The organism is Teichococcus aerofrigidensis, assembly GCF_054073225.1.
The window spans coordinates 1-23344 of record NZ_JBSXMU010000060.1 but is presented as its reverse complement, the minus strand read 5'-3'; the positions used below and the strand labels follow the sequence as shown (position 1 = coordinate 23344).

The 23344-nt window shown below is 70.5% G+C and carries 21 protein-coding genes; 16 read left to right on the top strand and 5 right to left on the bottom strand.

From position 1 onward, the window contains the following. Positions 1-40 precede the first annotated feature (40 nt). Positions 41-1480: a YncE family protein gene (locus ACVMLK_RS13335; protein ID WP_457486657.1), complete on the bottom strand. Its 1440-nt coding sequence runs from the start codon at positions 1478-1480 to the stop codon at positions 41-43. A gap of 442 nt (positions 1481-1922) precedes the next feature. Next, positions 1923-3149, bottom strand: a complete 1227-nt coding sequence (locus ACVMLK_RS13330; protein ID WP_422922249.1) for a LysR family transcriptional regulator — start codon at positions 3147-3149, stop codon at positions 1923-1925. A 198-nt stretch (positions 3150-3347) separates the two neighbouring features. Here ACVMLK_RS13330 and ACVMLK_RS13325 point away from each other — a divergent pair, with 198 nt between their 5' ends. From ACVMLK_RS13325 to ACVMLK_RS13265, 13 genes are read left to right on the top strand one after another with little or no spacing between them, the layout of a single operon-like run. After that, positions 3348-4550 carry a pyridoxal phosphate-dependent aminotransferase gene (locus ACVMLK_RS13325; RefSeq protein ID WP_457486656.1) on the top strand — a complete coding sequence of 401 codons (1203 nt, stop codon included), beginning with the start codon at positions 3348-3350 and terminating at the stop codon, positions 4548-4550. A gap of 10 nt (positions 4551-4560) precedes the next feature. Then, the gene (locus ACVMLK_RS13320; RefSeq protein WP_198367162.1) at positions 4561-5019 is read left to right on the top strand and encodes an acetyl-CoA carboxylase biotin carboxyl carrier protein; all 459 of its coding nucleotides are present in this window, start codon (positions 4561-4563) and stop codon (positions 5017-5019) included. Next, positions 5016-5717, top strand: coding sequence for a 5-oxoprolinase subunit B family protein (locus ACVMLK_RS13315; RefSeq protein ID WP_198367163.1), 702 nt, complete (start codon positions 5016-5018; stop codon positions 5715-5717). The genes ACVMLK_RS13320 and ACVMLK_RS13315 overlap by 4 nt, the downstream gene beginning before the upstream one ends. Then, positions 5714-6718: a 5-oxoprolinase subunit C family protein gene (locus ACVMLK_RS13310; RefSeq protein ID WP_457486655.1), complete on the top strand. Its 1005-nt coding sequence runs from the start codon at positions 5714-5716 to the stop codon at positions 6716-6718. The genes ACVMLK_RS13315 and ACVMLK_RS13310 overlap by 4 nt, the downstream gene beginning before the upstream one ends. Continuing rightward, complete coding sequence (locus ACVMLK_RS13305; RefSeq protein WP_457486654.1) at positions 6718-7161, top strand: hypothetical protein; 444 nt, start codon at positions 6718-6720, stop codon at positions 7159-7161. Before ACVMLK_RS13310 ends, ACVMLK_RS13305 begins: the two co-directional genes overlap by 1 nt. 2 nt (positions 7162-7163) lie before the next feature. Then, positions 7164-7931 carry a LamB/YcsF family protein gene (locus tag ACVMLK_RS13300; RefSeq protein WP_457486653.1) on the top strand — a complete coding sequence of 256 codons (768 nt, stop codon included), beginning with the start codon at positions 7164-7166 and terminating at the stop codon, positions 7929-7931. Between the two features lie 15 nt (positions 7932-7946). Then, positions 7947-9314, top strand: a complete 1368-nt coding sequence (gene accC, locus ACVMLK_RS13295) for an acetyl-CoA carboxylase biotin carboxylase subunit (protein WP_457486652.1) — start codon at positions 7947-7949, stop codon at positions 9312-9314. After that, positions 9311-10246, top strand: a complete 936-nt coding sequence (locus ACVMLK_RS13290; protein WP_198367168.1) for an ABC transporter permease — start codon at positions 9311-9313, stop codon at positions 10244-10246. The genes accC and ACVMLK_RS13290 overlap by 4 nt, the downstream gene beginning before the upstream one ends. Further along, a complete protein-coding gene (locus ACVMLK_RS13285; protein WP_198367169.1) occupies positions 10246-11049 on the top strand; it encodes an ABC transporter permease in 804 nt (267 codons plus the stop codon). The genes ACVMLK_RS13290 and ACVMLK_RS13285 overlap by 1 nt, the downstream gene beginning before the upstream one ends. Positions 11050-11089: 40 nt before the next feature. Beyond that, on the top strand, positions 11090-12172 hold the full coding sequence (locus ACVMLK_RS13280) for an ABC transporter substrate-binding protein (protein WP_198367170.1): 1083 nt from the start codon (positions 11090-11092) through the stop codon (positions 12170-12172). Positions 12173-12176: 4 nt separating this feature from the next. After that, positions 12177-13271, top strand: a complete 1095-nt coding sequence (locus ACVMLK_RS13275; RefSeq protein WP_198367171.1) for an ABC transporter ATP-binding protein — start codon at positions 12177-12179, stop codon at positions 13269-13271. Positions 13272-13304: 33 nt separating this feature from the next. After that, entirely contained in the window at positions 13305-14744 is a 1440-nt protein-coding gene (locus ACVMLK_RS13270) for an MFS transporter (protein ID WP_198367172.1), read from the top strand. Beyond that, a complete protein-coding gene (locus ACVMLK_RS13265) occupies positions 14744-15691 on the top strand; it encodes a 2-hydroxyacid dehydrogenase (RefSeq protein ID WP_422922241.1) in 948 nt (315 codons plus the stop codon). Before ACVMLK_RS13270 ends, ACVMLK_RS13265 begins: the two co-directional genes overlap by 1 nt. A 129-nt stretch (positions 15692-15820) precedes the next feature. On the opposite strand, the gene ACVMLK_RS13260 is transcribed toward ACVMLK_RS13265, so the two are convergent. Continuing rightward, the gene (locus tag ACVMLK_RS13260) at positions 15821-16732 is read right to left on the bottom strand and encodes a LysR substrate-binding domain-containing protein (protein WP_198367174.1); all 912 of its coding nucleotides are present in this window, start codon (positions 16730-16732) and stop codon (positions 15821-15823) included. A 203-nt stretch (positions 16733-16935) separates the two neighbouring features. Between ACVMLK_RS13260 and ACVMLK_RS13255 the strand changes: the two genes are divergently transcribed. Genes ACVMLK_RS13255 through ACVMLK_RS13245 form a run of 3 tightly spaced genes read left to right on the top strand, consistent with a single transcriptional unit; the run spans position 16936 to position 21668 of the window. After that, positions 16936-17919 carry a Bug family tripartite tricarboxylate transporter substrate binding protein gene (locus ACVMLK_RS13255; protein ID WP_457486651.1) on the top strand — a complete coding sequence of 328 codons (984 nt, stop codon included), beginning with the start codon at positions 16936-16938 and terminating at the stop codon, positions 17917-17919. A 36-nt stretch (positions 17920-17955) separates the two neighbouring features. Beyond that, complete coding sequence (locus tag ACVMLK_RS13250; RefSeq protein WP_457486650.1) at positions 17956-20043, top strand: hydantoinase/oxoprolinase family protein; 2088 nt, start codon at positions 17956-17958, stop codon at positions 20041-20043. After that, positions 20040-21668 (top strand): hydantoinase B/oxoprolinase family protein, encoded by a 1629-nt coding sequence (locus ACVMLK_RS13245; RefSeq protein WP_457486649.1) that lies wholly within the window; start codon positions 20040-20042, stop codon positions 21666-21668. The genes ACVMLK_RS13250 and ACVMLK_RS13245 overlap by 4 nt, the downstream gene beginning before the upstream one ends. Before the next feature lie 334 nt (positions 21669-22002). Here ACVMLK_RS13245 and ACVMLK_RS13240 read toward each other — a convergent pair whose 3' ends face one another. Together ACVMLK_RS13240 and ACVMLK_RS13235 are read right to left on the bottom strand one after the other, a co-directional pair. Continuing rightward, the gene (locus tag ACVMLK_RS13240; RefSeq protein ID WP_198367178.1) at positions 22003-22971 is read right to left on the bottom strand and encodes a Bug family tripartite tricarboxylate transporter substrate binding protein; all 969 of its coding nucleotides are present in this window, start codon (positions 22969-22971) and stop codon (positions 22003-22005) included. A 38-nt stretch (positions 22972-23009) separates the two neighbouring features. Then, positions 23010-23344: CoA transferase (locus tag ACVMLK_RS13235; protein ID WP_457486648.1), on the bottom strand; the 335-nt coding region annotated here is incomplete at its 5' end.

The following is a 23344-nucleotide window of genomic DNA, read 5'->3' as shown; positions in this document are numbered from 1 at the left end:
CGCCTGCCTCGCTGGCAGGCGCCCGGCGCAATTCAGGCGCTCAGGAGCGCGGGCGGATCCGCAGGATGGTGTCGCCTTCCTCATTGCGGGCGGCAGCGGACTTGTCGACGGCGAAGACGGTGCCGTTGCGGTCGACGGCCACGTGGTTGGCCAGCGGCGCGGGGCCGAGATTGGCGATGATCTTGCCGTCGGCGTCAGTCACGGTGACCGTGCCCGCGGCGCGGCTGGCGACATAGGCGCGGCGCCGCACCGGATCGAACACCACGTTCAACGCGCCCGCGCCGACCAGCGTATCGGCGACGACGGCACCGGTTTCACCGTTGAGCACCACCAGGTTGTCGCTGCCCTGGGAGGCCACGAAGATGCGGTTGGTGCGCGGGTCATGGGACACGCCGATGGCGGAGCGGGCGCCCGGAACCGGGATAATCTTCTCCACCTGATCGGTCTCGGTGTTGATGACCGCCACTTCATTGGTGGTGTTGCTGACGACGTAGAGGCGATGCGCCTCGGCGTTCAGCGAGAGGCTGGCGGCCGAGAAGGTGCCGCCCCGCACGCGCGACGCGATCCCGATCCGCGATGCCACTTCTGGGTTCCGCGTGTTGAAGACCACGACTTCCGGCTTGAAGGTGGCGCTGGAATAGGCCTTGCCGAGTGTCGCGTCGATGACGACGTCACGCGCGTGGTTCACCGTGCCGGGCTCGAACTGCCGGACAAGCGAGAGATCCGCCTGGCGATAGACGGCGACGGTGTTCTGGCGCGTGTTGGTCACCCAGACGGTGTCGTTCACATCGTCCACGCCCACGCCATAGACGGCATAGACGCCACCATCGGCCGGCGCGGCGGCGCCGGGGCGCGGGGCCGGTGCGGGAGCGGCCTGTGGCGTGACGCGGGCGACGACGGCCAGCGTTTCCAGGTTCACCCGCAGCAGCTCCGACTGCCGCACCGGCGGGCGGCCGATGGCGGCGGTAACGAACAGCGCGTTGTTGCGGGGGCTGAAAGCCGACTGGTACAGGCCGCGCGCTACGCGGCCTTCGGTGATCTCGAAGCGCTCCTGCCCGGAGAGCGGGATCTGGGGCGAGACCTTGAGCGGGGCGACCGTGGCGCTGTAGGGCCCCTGGGCCACCACGACGATGGGATGGTTGCCGGGCACGGCCTGGGCCGGGACGGTGATCCGCCCGGAGATCTTCCCTTCCCCGTCCGCCACCAGCGCACTGCCCAGAAGGGGCGTCGTTCCGTAAAGCAGGGTCACCTGCTGACCGGGCCGGAAGCCCTGGCCGGCCACCACCACTTCGCCGCCCGCGAGGATAGGGCGGTTCTGCTCGGCGGCCGAGAAGCGGAGCTGGACGTCGGACGTCTGGTCCAGGGCGCCGAAGGTGGACTGGCCCAGCGCGGTGCCCGGCATGCCGGCGCTGAAGATGAGCGAGCCGGCGAGCAGGAGGCCGGAGAAGGTCCGGCGGATTTTCGGGTCGAAGCGTGTCATGCTTGCTTCCTGGGCTGAAGTGGTGAAAGGCGGCCTTGCGGCATCCTTGCAGGGAGGCGGGGCCACAGACGAAGGCAGCCCACCGCGCCTGGGCGCATGTTATTGCGAAGCGTTCGCATCTATGGCGAAGGCATGACAATCCGTCAATGCGCAAGCGGGGCTGTTACCCGGTGAAACCTGCCCCTTGACGCGCGTGGCCGCTGGCCCCCGAGGGCAGCGGTGTTGTCAACCGATCAGCGGCGGATTCATCGCTCCAACGGGCGCAGGGCGCGGGCGGCATCATCGTGATGTCCCGGTTCAGCCACGCGAGGCCTGCGTGGCCTGCCGCGCGGCAGGTGTGGCTCGATGGCGGTCCACGCCTCGTCCGACAAGCGGACATCCACACCGGCGCATCCGGGATCATCCCGCTGCTCGTCGCAGTCGCTCTGGCGCCAAGGCGCTCCTATGCCTGCCGGCAGGCCTTCTGGATGGTGGCGCGAAACTGCTGCTGCAGACGGGTCGGGCTCCAGTTCTTACGCCACAGGAGGTAGACCGGCCGCCGGTCGTTGGGGATCGCCTTGCTCAGGACGTGCAGGTCGCTGACACCAAAGTCCGTGGCGGAGCCGCCTTCGACAATCAGCGCCAGGAACTCGCCGCCCAGAAGCAGGCTTCGTGTCAGATCGAAGGAGGCGGATGTGACATGCGCATTCGGTGGTGGGACCCCTTCGGCTTCGAAGATGGTTCTGAACCGTGCCGCGGCTCCCGTTCCGGCGGCCGGTACAACCCAGGGCCAACGCGCCAGTTCCCGCGCGGGTGGATCGACCGACCCGGCTATGGGATGAGCCTTGTGACAGGCGATCCGGATGGCGCTGCTGAAGATGATCTCCGCCTCGACGCCATCGGGGATGTCTGCCCGCAAGGTCGTGCAGAGGTAGTCGATACGCCCGGTCCTGATGCCGTGCACCATGTCCTCGTAATCTCCGGTCACCACGGCAAAACGGGCGCCCGGCCATTGGCGGTACATCTCCTGAATGACCTGCGGGATGATGCCTGAAGCGGTGAGGCGCACCGCGCCCACGACGACACGGCCAGAGGTCTCTCCATCGAGTTCCCGCAATTCCGCCCGCGCCGCGCGCAATTCGCTCAGGGCCAGGCTGCAGCCGCGCGCCATGTCCAGCCCCGCAGCGTTGAGGCGGGCTCCACCCTGGCCGCGGAGCACCAGCTCCAGACCCAAAGCATCCTCCAGCTCGCCCATGGCCCGGTGAATGGAGGGTGGGCGCAGGCCAAGCCGTCTGGCGGCCGCGGTGAAGCCGCCCGCCTCCTCCATCGCGACCAGGGCGAGAAGCTGCGGCATCCGAAGGAGGGAGAGCCGCTGCGCCGGCACGCCGACACCCTGGCTTCGTCCGCCCAGGCGCTGAAGCGCCGCGCCGAGATAGGCCAGGCAACGCTCCGTCCTGGCCGCCAGAGCCACTCCGTGCTTGGTCGGCACCAGGCCGGATGGGCGTCTTTCGAACAGCGTCACCCGGTAACGCGCCTCGAGGGCTGTCAGGCTGAGGGTCGCTGCGGATTGCGAGATGTGCAGCTCCGACGCGGCCCGGCGCAGGCTCATGCCCGCGGCCACAGCCGCCAGGAGGCGGAGGTGCCTGAGGTTCGGCACGTCGCGGTCATCGGCGTCGAGGAAGTAGGGCATATTAGCTAAATCTAATCACATGATCGCCTTTTTCCATCGCGCATGCGCATCGGCGGTGTGTAAAGTATCGAATACATCGAGTGGCACGAAGCAACCGATGGTCCGGCAATGTCCGGTCAGGAATTCCAGAACTGACGCGACCTCGCGTCCCACACGGCCAGCATTCCGAAGAGCTTTAGCGGAAGGTGTTGGCCCATCATGCAGCTCACGGCCGAGCGTCTGGCCTTTGTGAAGCCATCGGCATCCGAGCGCGCCTCCAGCCGCGCGCGCGAACTCGCCGAGCAGGGGATCGATGTCATCAGCCTGGCCACGGGCGAGCCGGATTTCGAGACCCCCCCGCACGTCATCGAGGCCGCCATTGCCGCCATGCGGGCCGGCCAGACGCGCTATACCCCGGTCGGCGGCACGCCCGCGCTGCGCCGCGCCATTGTCGAGAAGTTCCGCCGCGACAATGGGATCGAGTATGACCTGGCCGAGGTTCTGGCCAGCGCGGGCGCCAAGAACGTCATCTTCCTGGCGCTGACCGCCAGCCTGAATCCAGGCGACGAGGTTATCGTCCCGGCGCCGCACTGGGTCTCCTACACCGACATGACACGGCTGGCGGGCGGCACCCCGGTCGTCGTCTCCTGCGGCGGCAACAGCGGCTACAGGCTCGATGCCGCCACCCTGGAGGCGGCGATCACGCCACGCGCCCGCTGGGTAATGCTGAACACCCCGAACAATCCCACCGGCGCCGTCTATACCCGCGCCGAGCTGGAGGCGCTTGCCGCGGTGTTCCGCCGCCATCCGCATATCATGATGATGTCGGACGAGATCTACGAGCATCTGCTGTTCGACGGGACCCGCTTCCACAGCTTCGCCGCCGTGGCGCCCGATCTCAAGGACCGCACGCTGACCGTCAACGGCGTCTCCAAGGCCTATGCCATGACCGGATGGCGCATCGGTTTCGCCGGCGGTCCGGCCGAATTGATCGCCTCGATGCGCAAGGTGCAGTCGCAGTCGCTCGGCGGCATCTCCTCGATCAGCCAGGCGGCGGCGGTGGCCGCGCTGACCGGGCCGCAGGACTTCCTGGCAACTCGCGCCGCCGACTTCCAGGCCCGGCGCGACCGGGTGATGCCGCTGCTCGATGGCATCCCAGGGCTGCGCTGCCACCGGCCGGAGGGCGCCTTCTATCTCTTTGTCGATTGCGGAGGGCTGTTCGGCAGGCGGACGCCGGAAGGCGTTGTGCTGGCGAGCGATGCCGACGTGGCGACCTATCTCGTCGATGCGGCGCGGGTGGTGACGGTGGCTGGCGCCGCCTATGGCCTCTCGCCCTGCATCCGGCTGTCCATCGCCACGGCGATCGGCCGGCTGGAGGAGGCCTGCGCCCGGATCGCCGATGCCGTCGCCCGGCTGCGATAGCCGCATTCCCGTGAACCAGTCTCATTTCGACACGATCCGCGCCTTGATGCAGCTTGTCGCCGAGGCAGGCGGCGGCGAGGTGGAGGTCACCGACGGCCCGCTGCGCATCCGCGTGGCGATGCCGCGCGGCGAGGCGTCCCGGCCGGCGCTGGAACCATCGCCATCGGCGCCCCGGCGCCACCCCGCGCCGCCTCCGGCGGAGGCACCGGCCACCCCCGCCCGGGAAATCCTGGCGACGATGCACGGCGTCTTCCACCGGGCGCCGGCCCCGGGCGCGGCCCCCTTCGTCACGCCGGGCGCGAAGGTTCAGGCCGGGCAGCAAATCTGCATCCTCGAGGCGATGAAGGTCTTCACCGCGCTGCGCGCGGATGCGGATGGCATCATCGGCGAGATTCATGCCGAGGACGGACAGGACGTGGCGGCCGGCCAGCGTCTGTTCACCCTGCTTCCGGAGGGGCTGGAGGCATGAATTCCGGCGTCATGGAACTGGCGGCGCCACGGGTCACGCCTTGCGGCAGCGCCGCCCTGCTGCTGGATGCCGAGGGGCCACTGGCGCTGGCGACGCAGCAGCGCATCTGGAGCCTCAGCGATGCGGTGCGCGGCTGGGATGGCGTGGTCGACCTGCAGCCAGGCATGAACAGCCTGCTGGTGGTGATCAATCCCCTGACCGCCGATGCCGAGGCGATGGCGGCGCGTCTGCTCGCCGCCTGGTCGCGCGCCGAGCCGCGCCACGGCACCGGGCGGCTGCTCGAGGTCGGCGTCGTCTATGGTGGCGAGGGGGGCGGCGACCTGCCTGCCGTCGCGGCGCATCACGGGGTGGAGATCGACACCATCGTCGCCATGCACGCGGCCGGCGAGTACGTCGTCTTCGCGCCGAGCGTCATGCCGGGCTTCGGCTATCTCTTCGGGCTGGACCCCCGCCTGTTCACCCCACGACGCCCGGTGCCGGTGATGCGCGAGGCCGGCGGCATCGTCTCGATCGGCGGCGCGCAGGCCAATCTCGGCGGCCCGCGCCGCAGCGACCGCCCGACCGCCTCGCCGACCGGCTGGCATGTGATCGGCCGGGCGCCGGAGGTGCCGGAGCCCTTCGACCTCGGGCGCGACCCGCCCAATCTGCTGGAACTCGGCGACCGGATCCGCTTCCGGGTGGAGCGCGTCATCCGATGATCGAGGTCCTGCTCACCCCGCCGCTGAACATGGTTCAGGACCTGGGCCGCACCGGCTTCCGGTGCCACGGCATCGCCCGCACCGGCGCGATGGATCGCCTGGCGCTGGCCGCCGGCAATGCCCTGCTCGGTAACCCGCCGGACGCGGCCGGTATCGAGTTCCAGCTCTTCCCCGTGAGGCTGCGCTTCACGCGGGACACGGCCATCGCGCTCACCGGCGCCGATACCATGCCGCGGCTGGACGGGCGCCTGATGCCGCCGTGGTGGGCGGCCTCCGTCCGCGCCGGTCAGGAACTGGTGCTGAGCGCGCCACGGCAGGGGATGCGCGGCTACCTCACCGTCGCCGGCGGCATCGACGTGCCCCTCGTCTTCGGCTCGCGGACGACGCATCTGCGCGCCGGATTCGGCGGGTTGGACGGGCGTGCCCTGGCAGAAGGCGACAGGCTGCCGCTCGGCGACGCCCCGGCCTTCACGCCACGCGACCCGGCCGGCCTCGGCGCGCGGCCGCCGGGTGACGTGCTGCCTGGCGGCGAGGCGCCGGACGCCGGGCCGGGCGATGTCGTGCTGCGGGTCATCCCCGCGGCCGAATACGACCAGTTCGACGCGGCCTCGCAGGCGCTGCTCTGGTCGCAGGGCTGGGCGGTCACCAGCCAGAGCAACCGGATGGGCTACCGGCTGCAAGGCGCGGTGCCGCTACGGCGCACCGAACTGGTGGAGATGCGCTCGCACGGCATCGTCCCCGGCGTGATCCAGGTGCCGCCCTCGGGCCAGTCGATCATCCAGCTCGAGGACGGCAACTCGGCCGGCGGCTATCCCAAGATCGGCGCCGTGATCGAGGCGGATCTCTGGCGCATCGCTCAGGCCGCGCCGGGCGCCACGCTGCGCTTCGCGCCCTGCGATGCCGCCGCGGCGCGGGCGGCGGAGCGCGCCGCGGCGGCCTATCTGGGCGAGCTCCGGCACCTGGCCTGGCTTGGTAGGCGCGAGCTGGGGAGCGCGGCGTGATGCGTGACCTGACCGGCAGCCTCGCCGGGCTCCTGGCCCTGATGCGCGCCACAGGCGTGACCGAGCTGGAACTGGCCGAGGGCGACACGGCGCTCCGGCTTTCGCTGCCGGCGCGCCCCCTGGCTGGCGCGGTTCCGGAGGCGACGCCACGCGCGGCCCCTGCCGTGGAGACCGTCCATGCGGTGGCCTTCGGCATCCTGCTGCTGCGGCATCCGGCGGAGACGCGCGATCCGCCGGCGGCGGGCGATGGCGGCGCGGGCGCGGGCGACACCGTCGCCCGCGGCGACATTCTCGCCTACCTGGCCGTGGGTCCGCTGCTGCAACCGGTCGTCGCGCCCTGCGACGGTGCCATCGAGGCCGTGCGCGGCCGGGATGGCGAAATCGCGGGCTTCGGCGCGCCGCTTTTCGACATCCTCCCGCTGGCCGCGGACACAAAGGAATGAGCATGAAGATCGACCTGAACTCGGATCTCGGCGAGGGCTTCGGCCGCTGGAAGATGGGCGATGACGAGGCCCTGATGAAGATCATCTCCTCGGCCAATATCGCCTGCGGCTACCATGCCGGCGACGCGGTGATCATGACCCGCATGGTCGAGGCGGCGAAGGAGAACGGCGTCGCGGTGGGCGCGCATATCGGCCTGCCGGACCTGCTGGGCTTCGGCCGCGTGCCGATGAACATCGATCCGCGCGACATGCAGAAGCACGCGCTCTACCAGCTTGGCGCGCTGGCGGCGATCGCGCAGGTCGGCGGCTGGAAAGTGACGCATGCCGGCTCGCATGGCGCCTTCGGTGAGATGTCGCGCGCCAACCCAGTCTATACCGAGCTGATGATGGACATCTACAAGGCCTTCGACAGAGACATGATTGTCGCTGTCTCGGTCAAGACGCATGGCGAGAAGTACGCCAAGTCCATCGGGCTGCGCACCGTCGGCAAGATCTTCGCGGACCGGGCCTATGACGACGAGGCGCAGCTGGTGAGCCGCAAGCTGCCGAACTCGGTGATCACCGACCTCGAGGTGGTGCGCGCCCGCATCCTGCAGTTCATGGACGATGGCACCGTCACGGCGCAGTCCGGCAAGCGCATCAAGGTCGATGCCCAGTGCGTGCTGGTGCACAGCGACACGGCCGGCTCGGTGGAGATCGCCCGCACGGTGCGCGAGACGGTCGAGAAGGGCGGGGGGCAGATCGTCCCGCTGACCGAACTGGCCTCCTGACGGGCACGCCGGCACATGACGTTTCGCACCGTCCTGGTGGCCAATCGCGGGGAAATCGCCCTGCGCGTGATCCGTGCCTGCCGCAGCCTGGGACTGCGAAGCGTCGTCGTGCACTCGGCCGCCGATGCGGGCGCCGCCTATCTGGCGCTGGCCGACGAGGCGCTGTGCATCGGACCCGGCCCGGCGGCCGCCAGCTATCTCGATCCCGGGCTGATCCTGCTTGCCGCCAATGCCACCGGCGCCGAGGCCATCCATCCCGGCTACGGCTTCCTGTCGGAGAATGCCGGCTTCGCCGAGGCGGTGGAGCGGGCGGGGCTGGTCTTCATCGGCCCCACCGCGCCGGTGATCCGCATGATGGGCGACAAGATCGAGGCCAAGGCGGCCATGCGCCGGTCCGGCGTCCCCTGCGTGCCCGGCAGCGAGGGCGCCCTGCCGGAAGACCACGCCGCCTGCGCCGCCATCGCTGAGGCGACGGGCTATCCGCTCATCGTCAAGGCGGCGGGAGGTGGCGGCGGGCGCGGCATGCGGGTGGTGCGCGAGCCCGCGGCGCTCCGCGAGGCCATCAAGATGACGCGGGAGGAGGCCCGACGCGCCTTCGGCAATCCCGAGCTCTACCTCGAGAAATTTCTGGAGCATCCCCGCCATATCGAGATCCAGGTGCTCTGTGACCAGCACGGGGCCGCCCTGTGGCTCGGCGAGCGGGACTGCTCGCTGCAGCGGCGCCATCAGAAGGTGGTCGAGGAGGCGCCGGCGCCCGGCATGCCGCGCGCTGAGATCGCAGCACTCGGGGAGCGCTGCGCCGCGGCCTGCCGCGCCATTGGCTATCGCGGCGCCGGTACCTTCGAGTTCCTCTATGAGGACGGCCTCTTCGCCTTTATCGAGATGAACACCCGCATCCAGGTGGAGCATCCGGTCACCGAGGCGATCACCGGGATCGACATCCTGCGCGAGCAGATCCGCGTCGCCATGGGCGAGCGCCTTGCCTTTGATCAGGACGACATCGCCATCCAGGGCCACGCGCTGGAATGCCGCATCAATGCGGAGGATGCGTTCAGCGGGTTGCCCTCGCCGGGACGCGTGACGGAATGGCACGCGCCCGGCGGGCCGGGCATTCGCGTCGACAGCCACATGGCGCCGGGCAGCGAGGTGCCGCCGCACTACGACTCCCTGATCGCCAAGGTCATCGCCCATGGCAAGGATCGCGAGGAGAGTCTGCGCCGCATGTCCGCCGCGCTGAATGAGATCCGCATCGAGGGCGTCGCGACCAATATCGGCCTGCATCGCCTCATCCTGGACGATCCCGACTTCCGGCGCGGCAAGACGACGATCCACCACCTGGAAAGGCGCCTCGCCCACCGCCTCACGACGGAGGAGGGCGCATGATGGCCTCCGGCTCCTCCGCGACGCTGGACGCCCCTGTGGCGGCGCGACCGATCCGGCTGCCACGCTGGAGCGTGGGGCTGTTCCTCCTGCTGCCGGCGGTGGCCTTCCTGGTGGTCTTCCTGGTCATCCCCTCGCTGACGTTGCTCAGCTACTCGGTGCTGACGCAGTCGGCCGCCGGCGATGTCGGCCTGCCCTTCAGCGTCTCGGGCTATGGCCGCCTGCTGCTGACACCCGCCTATCAGCGGGTGACGGTGCTCACCCTGAAGATCGCGCTGCTGACATCGCTGTTCACGGCGCTGCTGGCCTATCCGCTGGCCATGGTGATCGCCTATGGGCATTCGGCGCTCAGCCGGTTGACCATGATGCTGGTGGTGGCACCGCTGGTGGTCAGCGTGGTGGTGCGGACCTATGGCTGGCAGTTGCTGCTCGGCAGCGGGCCGAACGGCGTGGTGAACTGGGCGCTCGGCCTGTTCGGCCTGGGCCAGGTCTCGTTGCAGATCCTCTACACCGAATGGGCGGTGGTCGTTGCTTCGGTGCATGTCTTCCTGCCGCTGATGGTGCTGCCCATCGCCACCTCGCTGTCGCGCATCAGCCCGTCGCTGAACGAGGCGGCGCGGATGCTCGGCGCCTCGGCCTTCCGCGCCTTCCTGCGCGTCACGCTGCCACTCAGCGTGCCGGGCCTGGCGGTCGGTCTGACCATCGTCTTCTCGCTGACCGCCGCCTCCTATGTCACGCCGCAGATGCTGGGCGGGCCGCGCGGGCTGATGCTGGGCATCCTGCTGGAGCAGCAGGTGACCACGGTCTTCGACTGGCCCATGGGCTCGGCCATCGCCACGCTCATGGTGGTGATCGCCCTCGGAGCGCATATCGGCGTGACCTGGATGTTGAACCGGCGCCGGGCTGCGGTCCCGGCCGCGCAGGGAGAGGCATGATGCGGGGACGTCTGTCCGGGCTGGGCGGGTTCGTGACCTACACGATGGCCGTGCTGATCCTGCTCTTTGTGCTGGCGCCGCTGGTGGTCGTGGTCGCGCTGTCCTTCTCCGAGGCGGCCTTCGCGGTCTTCCCGCCCGTCGGCTTCACCTTCTCCTGGTACGAGACGGTGCTGAACGATCCCGAGTTCCAGCACTCCTTCCTGGTCAGCACCCTCCTGGCGCTGGCCGCGGCGCTCACCGCCTTCGCGCTCGGCATGCCGGCGGCCTATGCGCTGGATCGCTGGCGCGTGCCGGGCGGCGGCGCCATCGAGGCGATGCTGCTCTCGCCGCTGATCCTGCCGATCCTGATCACCGGCCTGGCGCTGCTGCAGTTCATGTCGATGATGAGGATGATGGAGGCCTCGGTGAACCTCTTCATCGGCCATGTGCTGATCACGCTGCCCTATCTGATCCGCACCATCACCGCCAGCCTGAAGCAGGTCGACCGCTCCCTGGAGGAGGCGGCGCTGACCCTCGGCGCCAGCCCCTTCACCGTCTTCTGGCGCGTCACCGTGCCGCAGATCCTGCCGGGCATCGCCGCCGGCTGCCTCTTCGCCTTCATGATCTCCTTCGACGACTTCCCGATCTCCTTCTGGCTGGCGGATGTCGAGACCATGCCGCTGCCGATCTACCTGCACAGCCTGATGGAGCGCGTCTTCGATCCCTCCGTCGCCGCCACATCGAGCCTGATGATCGTGACCGGCGTTCTCGCCGTCCTCGCCCTGGAGAAGCTCGTCGGCCTGCGCAAGGCGATGGGCGTGTGACCGGGAGCCGGACACCGCAACGCAAAGGACAATGACCGCCATGGACGACACCGCCCCCCCGGCCGCATCCCGCCGCAGCGTCCTGCTCGGCGCCCCCGGGCTGGCCGCTCCGCTCTTCTTCGTCCGCAATGCCTGGGCCGCCGGAAAGACGGTGCAGCTCGGCACCTATCGCGGCGTGCAGGGCGAATACGTGCGGAAGCAGATCGTGCCCAAGTTCCAGCGCGACTTCGATTGCCGCGTGCTGCAGACGGAGAACGTCACGCTCGGCAATATCGCCATCCTGCGCACGCAGAAGGCGAGCCCGGCCTATTCCGTCATGATGATGGACGACGTCGGCATCCCTATCGCCAAGGCCGAGGGGCTGATCGAAAAGCTTCCGGCCGATCGCATCCCGAACCTGGCGAAGGTCTTCCCCAACTTCCTCTACAACGACAGTCACGGCGCCGCCTTCGCGATCTCCTCGGTGGCACCCTGGTTCAACGCGCAGATGGCGCATCCGCCGGCCAGCTTCGCTGACCTCTGGCACGAACGCTACCGCGGCCGCTACATGATGATCACGCCGAAGCAGACGCAGAGCGTGCAGCTTCTGGTGATGGCCGCCTCGCTGGCCACCGGCAAGCCGGTGCTGGAGGCGCAGTACGAGCTGGAGAAGGGCTGGGACAAGATGGCCGAGCTCAGGCCCAACGTGCAGACCATCTACGAGATCGTCGGTGCCGTCGCCCTGCAGATCCAGCAGGGCCAGGGCGACATCGCCGGCCCGGACTTCTCCAAATCGGTGCTTCCCTATGTCGCCCGCCGCGCGCCGCTGCGCCTGATGGAGCCGGCCGAGGGCTCCTTCGCCGGGGTCAACTGCCTGACCCTGGTGAAGGATGCGCCGGAGCCCGATCTGGGTGCCGCGCTGATCGACCGCATCCTCTCGCCCGAGGCGCAGAAAGGGTTGGCGGAGGCGACCTATGCCGCCCCTGCCGTCACCGGCATCGAACTGAACAGGGATGTCGCGGCGGTGGCGCCCTATCCGGAAAGCCGCATGCGTGACCTGAAGCTCTATGTGCTGGACTGGGATCACATCAATCCGCAGCGCAGCGCGATTGTCGACCGCTTCAATCAGATCTTCGGAGGCTGAGACCGTGACCGCCAATCCGACCGACCTGGCGCTGTCCGGCCTGACCAAGTCCTTCGGCGGCACGCTGGCGGTGGACAATGTGACGCTGCGCATCTCCGCCGGCGAGATGGTGGCGCTGCTTGGACCCAGCGGCTGCGGCAAGACGACAACGCTGCGCATGGTGGCCGGCCTGGTCCAGCCGACATCGGGCGACGTGCTGATCGACGGCTACCGTGTCACGCATATCCCGGTGCATCGCCGGAACATCGGCATGCTGTTCCAGAACTACGCGCTGTTCCCACATCTGACGGTGGCGCAGAACGTCGCCTTCGGTCTGCAGATGCGGCGGGTGTCACGGGCCGAAGTGGCCTCGCGTGTTACCACGGCCCTGCGCCTGGTGCAGCTCGACCCCTTCGCCGAGCGCCTGCCCTCGGCGCTTTCGGGCGGGCAGCAGCAGCGCGTGGCGCTGGCGCGCGCCATCGTCATCGAACCCTCCCTGCTGCTACTCGACGAGCCGCTCGGGGCCCTCGACAAGAGCCTGCGCGAGGCCATGCAGGGCGAGATCCGTGCCATCCAGAAGCGCCTGGGCATCACCGCCGTCATGGTGACGCATGACCAGGAAGAGGCCATGACCATGGCCGACCGCATCGTGGTGATGCGTGGCGGTGTGCTGGAGCAGGTCGGCACGCCGGAGGAGGTCTACAGCCACCCGGCAAACCGCTTCGTCGCAGGCTTTCTCGGCGCCTCCAACTTCCTGCGCGGCAGCGCGCTGGGCCGGGAGGGCGGCGAAGTCGTGATGCGGCTCGACGGCGGCGGGCTGGCGCGGGTGCGCGCCGGCGCGGGCCCCGGCGGACCGCTGATCGCCATCCGTCCGGAGGCCGTTCGCCTGCAGCCGGCTTCCGCCGAGGCGCCGGTCGAGAACGGCATCCCGGGGACCGTCGAGCAGGTTCGCTATCGTGGCCAGTCCACGCATATCCACCTGCGGCTCGACGATGGCGAGTCTTTCCTGGCCTATCTCTCCAATGGCGACGAGGCGGTGCCGCGGCAGGGGTTCCGCCCCGGTGACCGCATGCTCGCCAGCTGGTCCAGCGCCAGTGCCACCATGATCGCCGACGCCTGAACCGGACCGCTCCGGGAAGCGCCCAGAACAATCATGATCCCCCTTGTGAACGGGGAGGACGGGCTGCCACTCCCGCGCCGCCTCCTCGCCATTCTCACCATGGCCTGCGCCGTGACCCTGAGCGGCCTCGGCACCAGCATCGTCAACCTGGCGCTGCCGGAGATCGCCCGGGACCTCGGCGCCAGCCCCAGCGGCTCGACTTGGCTGGTCAGCGGCTACCAGCTCGCCATGGCGGTCTGCCTGCTGCCCTTCGCCGCGCTGGGCGAGATCCATGGCTATCGCCGAGTCTATCTCGCCGGACTCGTGGTCTTCCTGATCGCCTCGACCGGCGCGGCGCTGTCCGGCTCGCTGGCGGCGCTCGTGGTCTGGCGCATCGCCCAGGGCGTGGGCGCGGCGGGTATCCTCAGCGTCAACATCGCCATCCTGCGTTTCGTTTATCCCGCCGCGCACCTCGGCCGGGGCATCGGCGTCAATGCGGTGATCGCCGGCGTGTCGATGACGGCAGGCCCGCCGGTCGGCGCCCTGTTGCTGGAACTCGGCGGCTGGCCGCTGCTCTTCGTGGTCAATGTGCCGCTGGGCAGCGCGGCGCTTTTGCTGGCGCTGCGCTCGGTGCCGCGCACGCCTCTGGCCGCGCATCGCTTCGACCTCGGCGGCGGCGCCTGCAGCGCGGGCATGCTCGGCCTGTTCCTGACGGCGGCGAACGGACTGGCGCATGGCTATCCGGCCTGGCTGACGGTCGGTGCCCTGGCGTTGAGCGCGGCCGCCGGCGCCAGGCTGCTGTTGCGCCGCCAGGGCGTGGCGCCGCCCGTCATGCCGCTCGACCTGCTGCGGATTCCGCTGTTCCGCCTCTCGGTGCTGACCTCTGTCCTATCCTTCGCGGCGCAGATGCTGGCCCTTGTCGTGCTGCCCTTCCACCTGGAGCGGCTGACCGGCATGAACGCCGCCCGATTGGGCATCGAACTGGCCATCTGGCCGGCCTGCACCATGGCCATCGCCGTGGTGGCGGGCCACCTCGCGGACCGCTTTTCCGCCGCCATCCTGGGCACGGCGGGTCTGGCGGTGCTCGCCGCCGGGCTGCTGGCCCTCGCCGGCATGACGGCGGAGACGGGGACGGTCGGCATCGCGTGGCGCATGGCGCTCTGCGGCCTGGGCTTCGGCCTGTTCCAGTCGCCCAACAACCGCGTCCTGATGGCGACCGCGCCCCGGGCACGCAGCGGGGCGGCGAGCGGCATGCTCGGCACCGCCCGGCTGGTGGGGCAGTCCTTGGGCGGCACGCTGGCGGCGGTCGCGCTGGCCGCCCCCGTCGCGCTCGCGCTGGAGATCTCGCTGGCCCTCGGCGCCGCCATCGCGCTGTGCGCGGCCCTGGCGAGTGCCTCCCGGCTCACCATGCGCCACGCCGCGCCGAAGCAGGCCTCCGCGGCGGCGGTGACCGAAGCCGGAATCGGCGGTGCTGAACAGAGGAGCAGTCCGTGATGACGATCGACATCCTGTTGCGATCGACCTCGCCGGTCATCCAGGCGGCGCTCGAGGCGGAAGGTTTCCGCCTGCATCGCATGGCGCCCGGTGAGGCGCCGCCACCCGCCCCGGTGCGCGAGGAGGTTCGCGTCGCCGTGACGACCGGCTTCATCGGCCTCGGCCGCGAGGTCATCGCCAGCCTGCCACGCCTGGAACTGATCTGCTGCAGCGGCACGGGCTACGAGAATGTCGATGTGCGGGCGGCGCTGGAGCGCGGCGTGACGGTGACGCACGGCTCCGGCCTGAATGCTTCGGCCGTCGCCGATCATGCCATGGCCATGCTGCTCGCCCTGATGCGCGATCTCGGCGGCTTCGACCGCGCCCTGCGCGAGGGGCGCTGGCGCGAGGCGCTGCAGGCCCGGCCGATTCCCGGCGGCAAGCGCCTGGGGCTGGTCGGCCTCGGCGCGATCGGGGAGCGGATCGCGCGGCGGGCGGAGGCGTTCGAGATGACGATCGCCTATCATAAGCGCCAGCCGCGGGCGGATGTCCCCTGGCGCTTCGTGCCCACCCTGCTGGACCTGGCGCGGGAGGCCGACATCCTCGTCATCGCCGCGCCCGGCGGCGCGGCCACCTGGCACATCGTCGGCCGCGAGGTGCTGCAGGCCCTGGGGCCGCGGGGCTTCCTGGTGAATGTCGGCCGCGGCAGCGTGGTCGATACCGCGGCGCTGGTCGAGGCGCTGGCGGCCCGGACCATCCAGGGCGCCGCGCTCGACGTCTTCGAGGATGAACCGCATGTGCCGCGGGCCCTTCTGGATGCGCCCAACCTGCTGCTGTCGCCGCATGTCGCCTCCTGGGCGCCCGAGATCCTGGAGGCCTCGGCCGATCTCGTGCGGCGGAACATCCTGCGCTTCCTCGCCGGTGAGCCCGTTCTGACGCCCGTGCCGGAGATGACGGCGGGACGCTGAACGGTCGCGCGGGGGCCTGACGCCCGCTTCGGACGCGAAGATCCGATGCCCGCAGGGATCGCTGTCCGCGAACCTTCCCGGCGTGGCAGCGGCGCCGACCTAGACCGGATCAGGCCCCGCCAGCGCCAACTATGCCGAGGGGCGCCGCGCCGCCGCCATGGCCTGTCCCATCACCCAGTCGCGGAAGGCGCGCAGCGTAGGGATGTCTTCCGCCGCCTCGGGATAGGCCAGGCAATAGGCCGCCTCGCCGCCGAGCGTCTGCCGGAACGGCGTCGCCAGCCGCCCGGCGCCGATCTCCTGCTGCACCAGGAAGCGCGGCAGCAGGGCGACGCCGAGGCCGGCGGCGCAGGCCTCGGCCACCATGGCCGTGTGCTGCATCAGCGGGCCGCGCAGCCCGTCCATGCCTTTCACCCCCGCCTGGTCCAGCCATTCCACCCATCCGCGCGGGCGCGTGGTCTGCTGGATCAGGATCTCCCGCCCCAGGTCGGCCGGCGCGCGCAACCGCGCCGCGATGGCCGGCGTGCAGACGGGCAGGCGGGCATCCGGCATCAGAGGGTGCCGCCGGATGCCAGGAACGGCCTCCTCGGACATCATGATGGCGGCATCCACATCCTCCGCCGCGAAGTCCATCGGCGCCAGGCGCGTGGTGTAGTTCATGAAGTTCAGCAGCACGCCTGGATAGGCGGTGCGGAAGGCGGGCAGGCGCGGCGTCAGCCAGCGCGTGCCGAAGGTGGGCGAGACGGCGAGGTTCAGCGTGCCGCCTGTGCCGCGATGCGCCAGCAGGTCGCGCGTCGCGCCTTCCAGCCGGGCGAGGCTGACGCGCACGCGCGGGGCATAGGCGTTGCCGGCCGGGGTCAGCACCAGGCGCTGGCGGACCCGCTGGAAGAGCCGCAATCCCAGTAGCGCCTCGAGCCCCGCGAGCTGTCGGCTGACCGCGCTTTGCGTCAGCCGCAGTTCCTCGGCGGCGCGGGAGACGCTGAGATGGCGGGCGCAGGCCTCGAAGGCCTGCAGCGCGGCGGTCGGCGGGACATGGCGTCGCATCGCCGGAGTTTATTCCATTCCGTCATGAGCGCATGCCGGAGTTTCAGTTGCCGGAGAGCCCGATCCTGTCGAATCTGCGAGGCGACCGGATGCGCGGCGCCAGAACGGCACCGCCGCGACGGGAAGCGGACCGCTCGGACACTGGACCGCGCGGCCGGGGAAGATCCCGCCAGCTCGCTCGCCATGCCCATGGAGTGAGGTCGATGCCGTTCGTCCACCTTCCGCGCCGCGCCCTCGCCGGCGCCGCCGCGGCCACCGCGCTGTCTCCGCCGCTCGCCAGGGCCTCCTGGGCGCCACCCCGCCCCATCCAGGTGCTGGTGGGCTATCCCCCTGGCGGCGCGGTGGACATCCTGATCCGCGTGGTGGCGGAGGGGGCCCAGCGCCTGCGTGGCGTGCAGATCGTGCCGGAGACCCGCAGTGGCGCCTATGGCTTCATCGCGGCGCAGACGACCGCCCGCGCGGCGCCGGATGGCGCCACGCTCTGCAGCGCCATCATGGGCATGATGAGCGTGCTGCCCGCCATCCCCGGCATTCCCGTGCCGCTCGACCTCGACCGCGAGCTGACGCCGGTGGTGGCGCTCGCCGGCACGCCGATGGCGCTGGTGGCGCGGCCGGACGCGCCCTTCGCCGATATCGACGGGTTGATCGAGTATGCGCGGTCGCGCAAGGGCGCGGCGACCTATGCCTCCTCCGGCAACGGCTCCATCAACCATCTTGGCGGTGCCCTGTTCTGCGGCGCGACCGGCGTGGAGATGACGCATGTGCCCTATCGCGGCGGCGCGCCGGCGACGCTCGATGTCTCCGCCGGCCGGATCGACATGATGGTCGCCAATGTCGCCGAGGTGGCGCAGCAGATCGCCGCCGACCAGCTCAAGGGCCTGGGCGTGACGGCCAGGGAGCCGACGCCGCTGGCGCCGCAGCTCGCCCCGCTGGCCGGCCGCATCCCGGCGATGGAGATCAACAACTGGTTCGGACTGGCCGGTCCGGCGAACCTGCCGGCCGAGATCCGCGGCGGGCTCGGCCAGATGTTCCGCGACGTCGTCCATGACCCGCAGACAGCCAGGATCCTCGTCGAGCGCGGCCTGCTCCCGCTCGGCGAATTCGGCGAAGCCTTCAGCCAGCGCATCCTGCAGGACCGCGAGCGCTGGAAGAAGGTCGTGCAGGCCAACAACATCCGCGGGGACTGACCTCCGCCCCGGCTCCGCACGTATCCAGGAAAGACCATGACAGCGCCATCCTCATCCTCGCCCCTTTCCCTGGGCATCGACATCGGCGGCACCTTCACCGATCTCGTCATCCTCGATCCCGCCGACGGTCGGGCCAGCATCTGGAAGGAGAGCACGACGCCGGACGACCCGTCGCGCGGCGCGATCACCGGGCTGCAGCGGCTTCTGGCGCGCGACAGGATCGCGGCCGGCGCGATCGGGCGGGTGGTTCATGCCACCACGCTTTTCACCAATGCGCTGATCGAGCGCAAGGGCGCGCCCACCGGGCTGCTGACCACCGCCGGCTTCGCCGACGTGCTGGAGATCGGGCGCGAGCGGAAGTACGAGCTCTACGACCTGTTCCTGGAAATGCCGAGGCCACTCGTTCCGCGCCCCTGGCGGCGCGAGGCGAAGGAGCGGCTGGCGCCCGATGGCAGCATCGAGCGGCCGCTGGATGTCGAGGCGACGCTCGCCGAGGTGGCCGATCTCGTGGCGCAGGGCGTCACCAGCCTCGCCATCTGCTTCCTGCATGCCTACGCCAATCCCGTGCATGAGCGGATGGCGGCGGAGGCCATCGCGGCGCGCTTCCCGCGGCTCTCGCTGTCGCTCTCCTGTGACATCGCGCCGGAGATCCGTGAATATCCTCGCACGGCCACCACCGCCGCCAATGCCTATGTCCGCCCCATCGCCGAAACCTATCTCGACACGCTGGAGGCGGCGCTCAAGCAGACAGGCATTCCGGGCGGCCTCTTCCTCATGCTCTCCAACGGCGGCCTGACGCATGTGGCCGAGGCCAAGCGCGCGCCGGTGCAACTGCTGGAAAGCGGCCCGGCGGCGGGTGCTCTGGCGGGCGCGTGGTTCGGGCGCCATGCGGGGCTCGAGCGTGTGCTGGCCTTCGACATGGGTGGAACCACCGCCAAGCTCGCCCTGGTCGACGATGGCGAGCCCCTGGTGGCCTGGGGCTTCGAGGCGGCGCGCACCAAGCGCTTCCTGCGCGGCTCCGGCCTGCCGATCCAGATCGCGACGGTGGAGCTGATCGAGATCGGCGCCGGCGGCGGCTCCATCGCGCGCCGCTCCGAACTCGGCACGCTCAATGTCGGGCCGGAGAGCGCGGGCGCGCAGCCCGGCCCCGTCTGCTACGGCCGTGGCGGCACCGAGCCCACCGTGACCGACAGCGATCTGGCGCTGGGCTACCTGAATCCCGATTTCTTCCTCGGCGGCACGATGCGCATCGATCCCGGCCCGGCGGTCGCCGCGCTGCGAGGCCTGTCCTCCCAACTGGGTCTGGAGGCCGGGCGCGCCGCGCCGGGAATCCATGACCTGGTGAACGAGAACATGGCCGGCGCCGCGCGCGTCGCCATCGCCGAGCGCGGGCGCATCCCGAGTGACTACGCGCTCCTGGCCACCGGCGGCGCGGCGCCGGTTCATGCCTGGAACGTCGCCACGAAGCTCGGCGTCTCCCGCGTCGTCTGCCCGCCCGGCGCGGGAGCGGGCAGCACCATCGGCATGCTTATGGCCCCGGCCCGGATCGACCGCGTCACCTCCCGCAACGAAGCGCTGGCGGCGGCGGACTGGGCGGAGATCACCGCCGCCTTCGAGGCGCTGGAGCGGGAGGCGCTGGAGGTCGTCGGCGGCACCGGCGCCGATCTGGCCCGTTGCACGGTGCGGCGCCTCGCCGACATGCGCTATGTCGGCCAGGGTTCGGAGATCACCGTGGCCCTGCCGGAGCGGCTCGATGCGGGGGGCGTGCTGGCCGCCTTCGAACGCGCCTACCGGCAGCTGTTCGGGCGCACGCCACCGGGCGCCAATGTGCAGTTCGTGGCGCTGCGCCTGTCCGCCTCCGCGCCGATGCCGGGCGCGGGCGCGACGCTGCGGATCGGCGGCGGCGAGGCTGGCGGGGAGGCGCTGAAGGGACATCGCCGTGTCCACTTCCCCGACGCGGGGGAGATCGAGACGCCGGTCTACAACCGTTACGGCCTGGCGCCGGGCGTCGTGCTCGAGGGGCCAGCGGTCTTCGAGGAGAATGAGAGCACCTTCGTCGTCGGCCCCCGCGCGCGCATCGGCGTGCTGCCCGACGGCTCCATCCTGGCGGAGCGCGTGGCATGAACGAAACGGGCATGAACGAAACGCAGGCTGTGCGGCGCTTCGACGCCGTGGAGATCGAGTTGCTCTGGCGGCGGCTGATCTCGCTGGTGGACGAGGCGGCGGCGGCGCTGGTCCGCACCAGCTTCTCCACCCTCGTGCGGGAGAGCTACGACTTCTCCTGCGTGGTGACGGATGCCCGGGGCCAGTCCCTGGTGCAGGCGACGGAAAGCATCCCGAGCTTCATCGGCACCCTGCCCGAGACGGTCAAGCACTTCATCCGCCACTTCCCGGAGGAGACGCTGCAGCCGGGTGACGTGCTGATCACCAACGACATCTGGCTCGGCACCGGGCACCTGCCCGACATCACCGTGGCCAAGCCGATCTTCCGCCAGGGTCGGCTGGTCGCCTTCAGCGCCTCGACCGCGCATGCTCCGGATATCGGCGGCAAGATCCGCAGCCCCGAGCCGCGCGAGGTGTTCGAGGAGGGCCTGCAGATCCCGCCGATGAAGCTGCTGCGCGCCGGGCAGCAGGACGACACGCTGATCGCGATCATCCGCAAGAACGTCCGCACGCCCGACCAGACCATGGGCGACCTATGGGCGCAGGTGGTGGCGCTCGACCTGATGGAGGAGCGGCTTCTGGTGTTGATGGAGCAGGCCGGGCTGCCGCATCTGCGCGACCTGGCGGGCGAGATCCATTCGCGCTGTGACGCCGCCATGCGCACCGCCATCGCGGCGCTTCCGGATGGCACCTATACCAGCTCGCTGCAGACCGACGGGCTGATGGACCGGCCGATCACCCTGCGGCTGGCCATGACCGTCGCGGGCGACACGATCACGGCGGACTTCACCGGGACGGACCCGCAGGTGGACCGGGCCATCAACTGCGCGCTCTGCTACACCTATGCGATGACGATGTATGGGGTGAAGGTCTGCACCAGCCCCAACCTGCCGAACAACGAGGGCGCCTGGCGGCCTATCCGCATCGAGGCGCCGGCGGGCTGCATCGTCAACCCGGTCTTCCCCGCCTCGGGCGGATCGCGCATGTTGATCGGGCACTACATCCCGATGCTCGTCTTCGGCTGCCTCGGGCAGATCGTGCCGGATCGGGTCATGGCCGCCTGCGGCTCGCCGATGTGGGGCATGAACCAATCCGGCGTCACGGCGGCCGGCAAGCCCTACGCCAACATGTTCTTCTTCAACGGCGGCATGGGCGCCAACATGCGCGGCGACGGGATCTCATGCCTCTCCTGGCCGTCCAACGTGTCCTCCACGCCGGTCGAGATCACCGAGCACATCGCGCCACTCCGGGTGCACCATAAGCGCCTGCGCCCCGGCAGTGGCGGACGCGGCCGGCATCGCGGCGGACTGGGGCAGGAGGTGCTGATGGAAAGCCGCTCCGACAGCCCCATCGCCGTGTCCTTCCTGGCGGAGCGGACGCTCTTCCCGGCCTTCGGCATCGAAGGCGGCGAGGCCGGCGCGCCGGGCGTGTTGCACATCAACGGGAAGGCCGTGGATCCCAAGCGGCAATATGTGCTCCAGACGGGCGACACGGTCATGATGGCGACGCCCGGCGGCGGCGGCCATGGATCCGCGGGAGAACGGGATAGGACGTTGGAGGAGGCCGACGCCAGGCACGGGTACTGAGAAGTAGGCCTGCTCGACGCTCGAGGGAGGGTGCCGCTCCATCCGCAGGTCCGCTCGGCATTGTGCTGGAGGATGCGGGCATGGCGGGGCGTTTGCAAACGGAAGGGAAGGTGCTGGCCCGTGCTGTTAGCAACAGGCAGGGCCAGCGGGCCGGCCCTGCAACGGAGCGTGCAGCGACCTGCTGGGCGTTTTCTGCCGCCTCGGGAACTGGCGGCGCGTCGCCACCCGCCACGACCGCCCGGCTCAGGGCTTCCTCGCCCCGCTCGCCTTCATCGCCGCCGTCACGCAGCCGATCTGAATGCGTCCCCGACCTGGGCCGGACCGGCCTCGCCCTTCACAACACGATGCCGCGCGCCTTGATCAACCGGCCATAGACCTCCTGCTCCCGCCGCACCAGCGCGGCGAAGTCGTCGAGCGGCAGCGGGTCGAGGGTGACGTCGGGCGTGGCGCGGCTGCGCACCGCCTCGCTGTTCACCGCCGCCTCCAGCGCCGTGGCGAGCTTCTGCAGGATCGGCGCCGGCACGCCGGCGGGCGCCACCAACCCGTGCCAGAACTCGAAGACGACGTCGGGATGCACCGTCTCGCGCAGGGTCGGCACATCGGGCAGCGCGGCGTTGCGCTCGGCGGAGGTGACGGCGAGGACGCGGAACCGGCCGCTCTCCAGATGCGGCAGCAGGGAGAAGACCGAGCCGGCATAGAAGGGGATGCGCCCCTCGCCCATGTCGGTGACGATCGGCACTTCGCCGCGATAGGCGACGTTCTGCATGCGGACCTTCGCCTGCGCCATCATCAGCTCCATGGCGATATGCGGCGAGCTGCCGTTGCCCACGCTGCCGAAGCCGATGTCGGGGTTCTTCCTGATGTGGTCGAGCGCCTGGGCGACGGTGTGGATCGGCAGCTTCGCCGTGACGGCGAAGGCGAGCGGCGCGCGATAGACGCGCAGCAGCGGGGCGAAATCCTCCAGCCGGTAGGGGATTTTTGGATAGAGGTTCGGGTTGAGCGAGAGCGTGCTCGTCGCCACCCAGCCGATGGTGTAGCCGTCCGCCGGGGCGCGGGCGACGGATTCGGCGGCGATCATGGTGTTGGCGCCCGCCTTGTTCTCCAGCACCACGCTCTGGCCGAGCGACTGGTGAAGCTGCTCGGCGATCAGCCGCGCCAGCACGTCGCCGGCGCCGGGGGCGAAGGGATAGACGAGGCGGATCGGCCGGTCCGGCCAGGCCTCCGCCGCGGCCCGGGCGCGGGGCAGGAGGGGGAGGGCGGCCAGGGCCGCGCCGAGGCCGGCGCGCCGCGTGAACATGGACATGGTCGGGGACTCCTCATCCTGTTGCGGGCGCGCCCTTCTCATGCGGCGGGGGCGCGCTTCCTTCGCTCCGAGACCGGCACCGCCCGCCGGCCGATCACCCCGGCCTCGGCCAGCCGGGCCCGCGCCCCGGCATCCAGGCCCAGCCCGGCCAGGACGGTGTCGTTGTCCTCGCCCAGCGTCGGCGCCGGGCGGCGCACCGCGAAGGGTTCGCCGCCGGCCGGCCGGAAGGGCGCGGAGGGCTGCTCGTGCGGGCCGAGGAAGGCGCGCGTGGTGGCCTGCCAGAAGCGGCGCGCCACCAGATGGGGGTCCCGCCGCAGCCGGGTCGGCCAGGCCACGACCCCGGCGGCGACCCCGGCGGCCTGCAGGGCGTGCA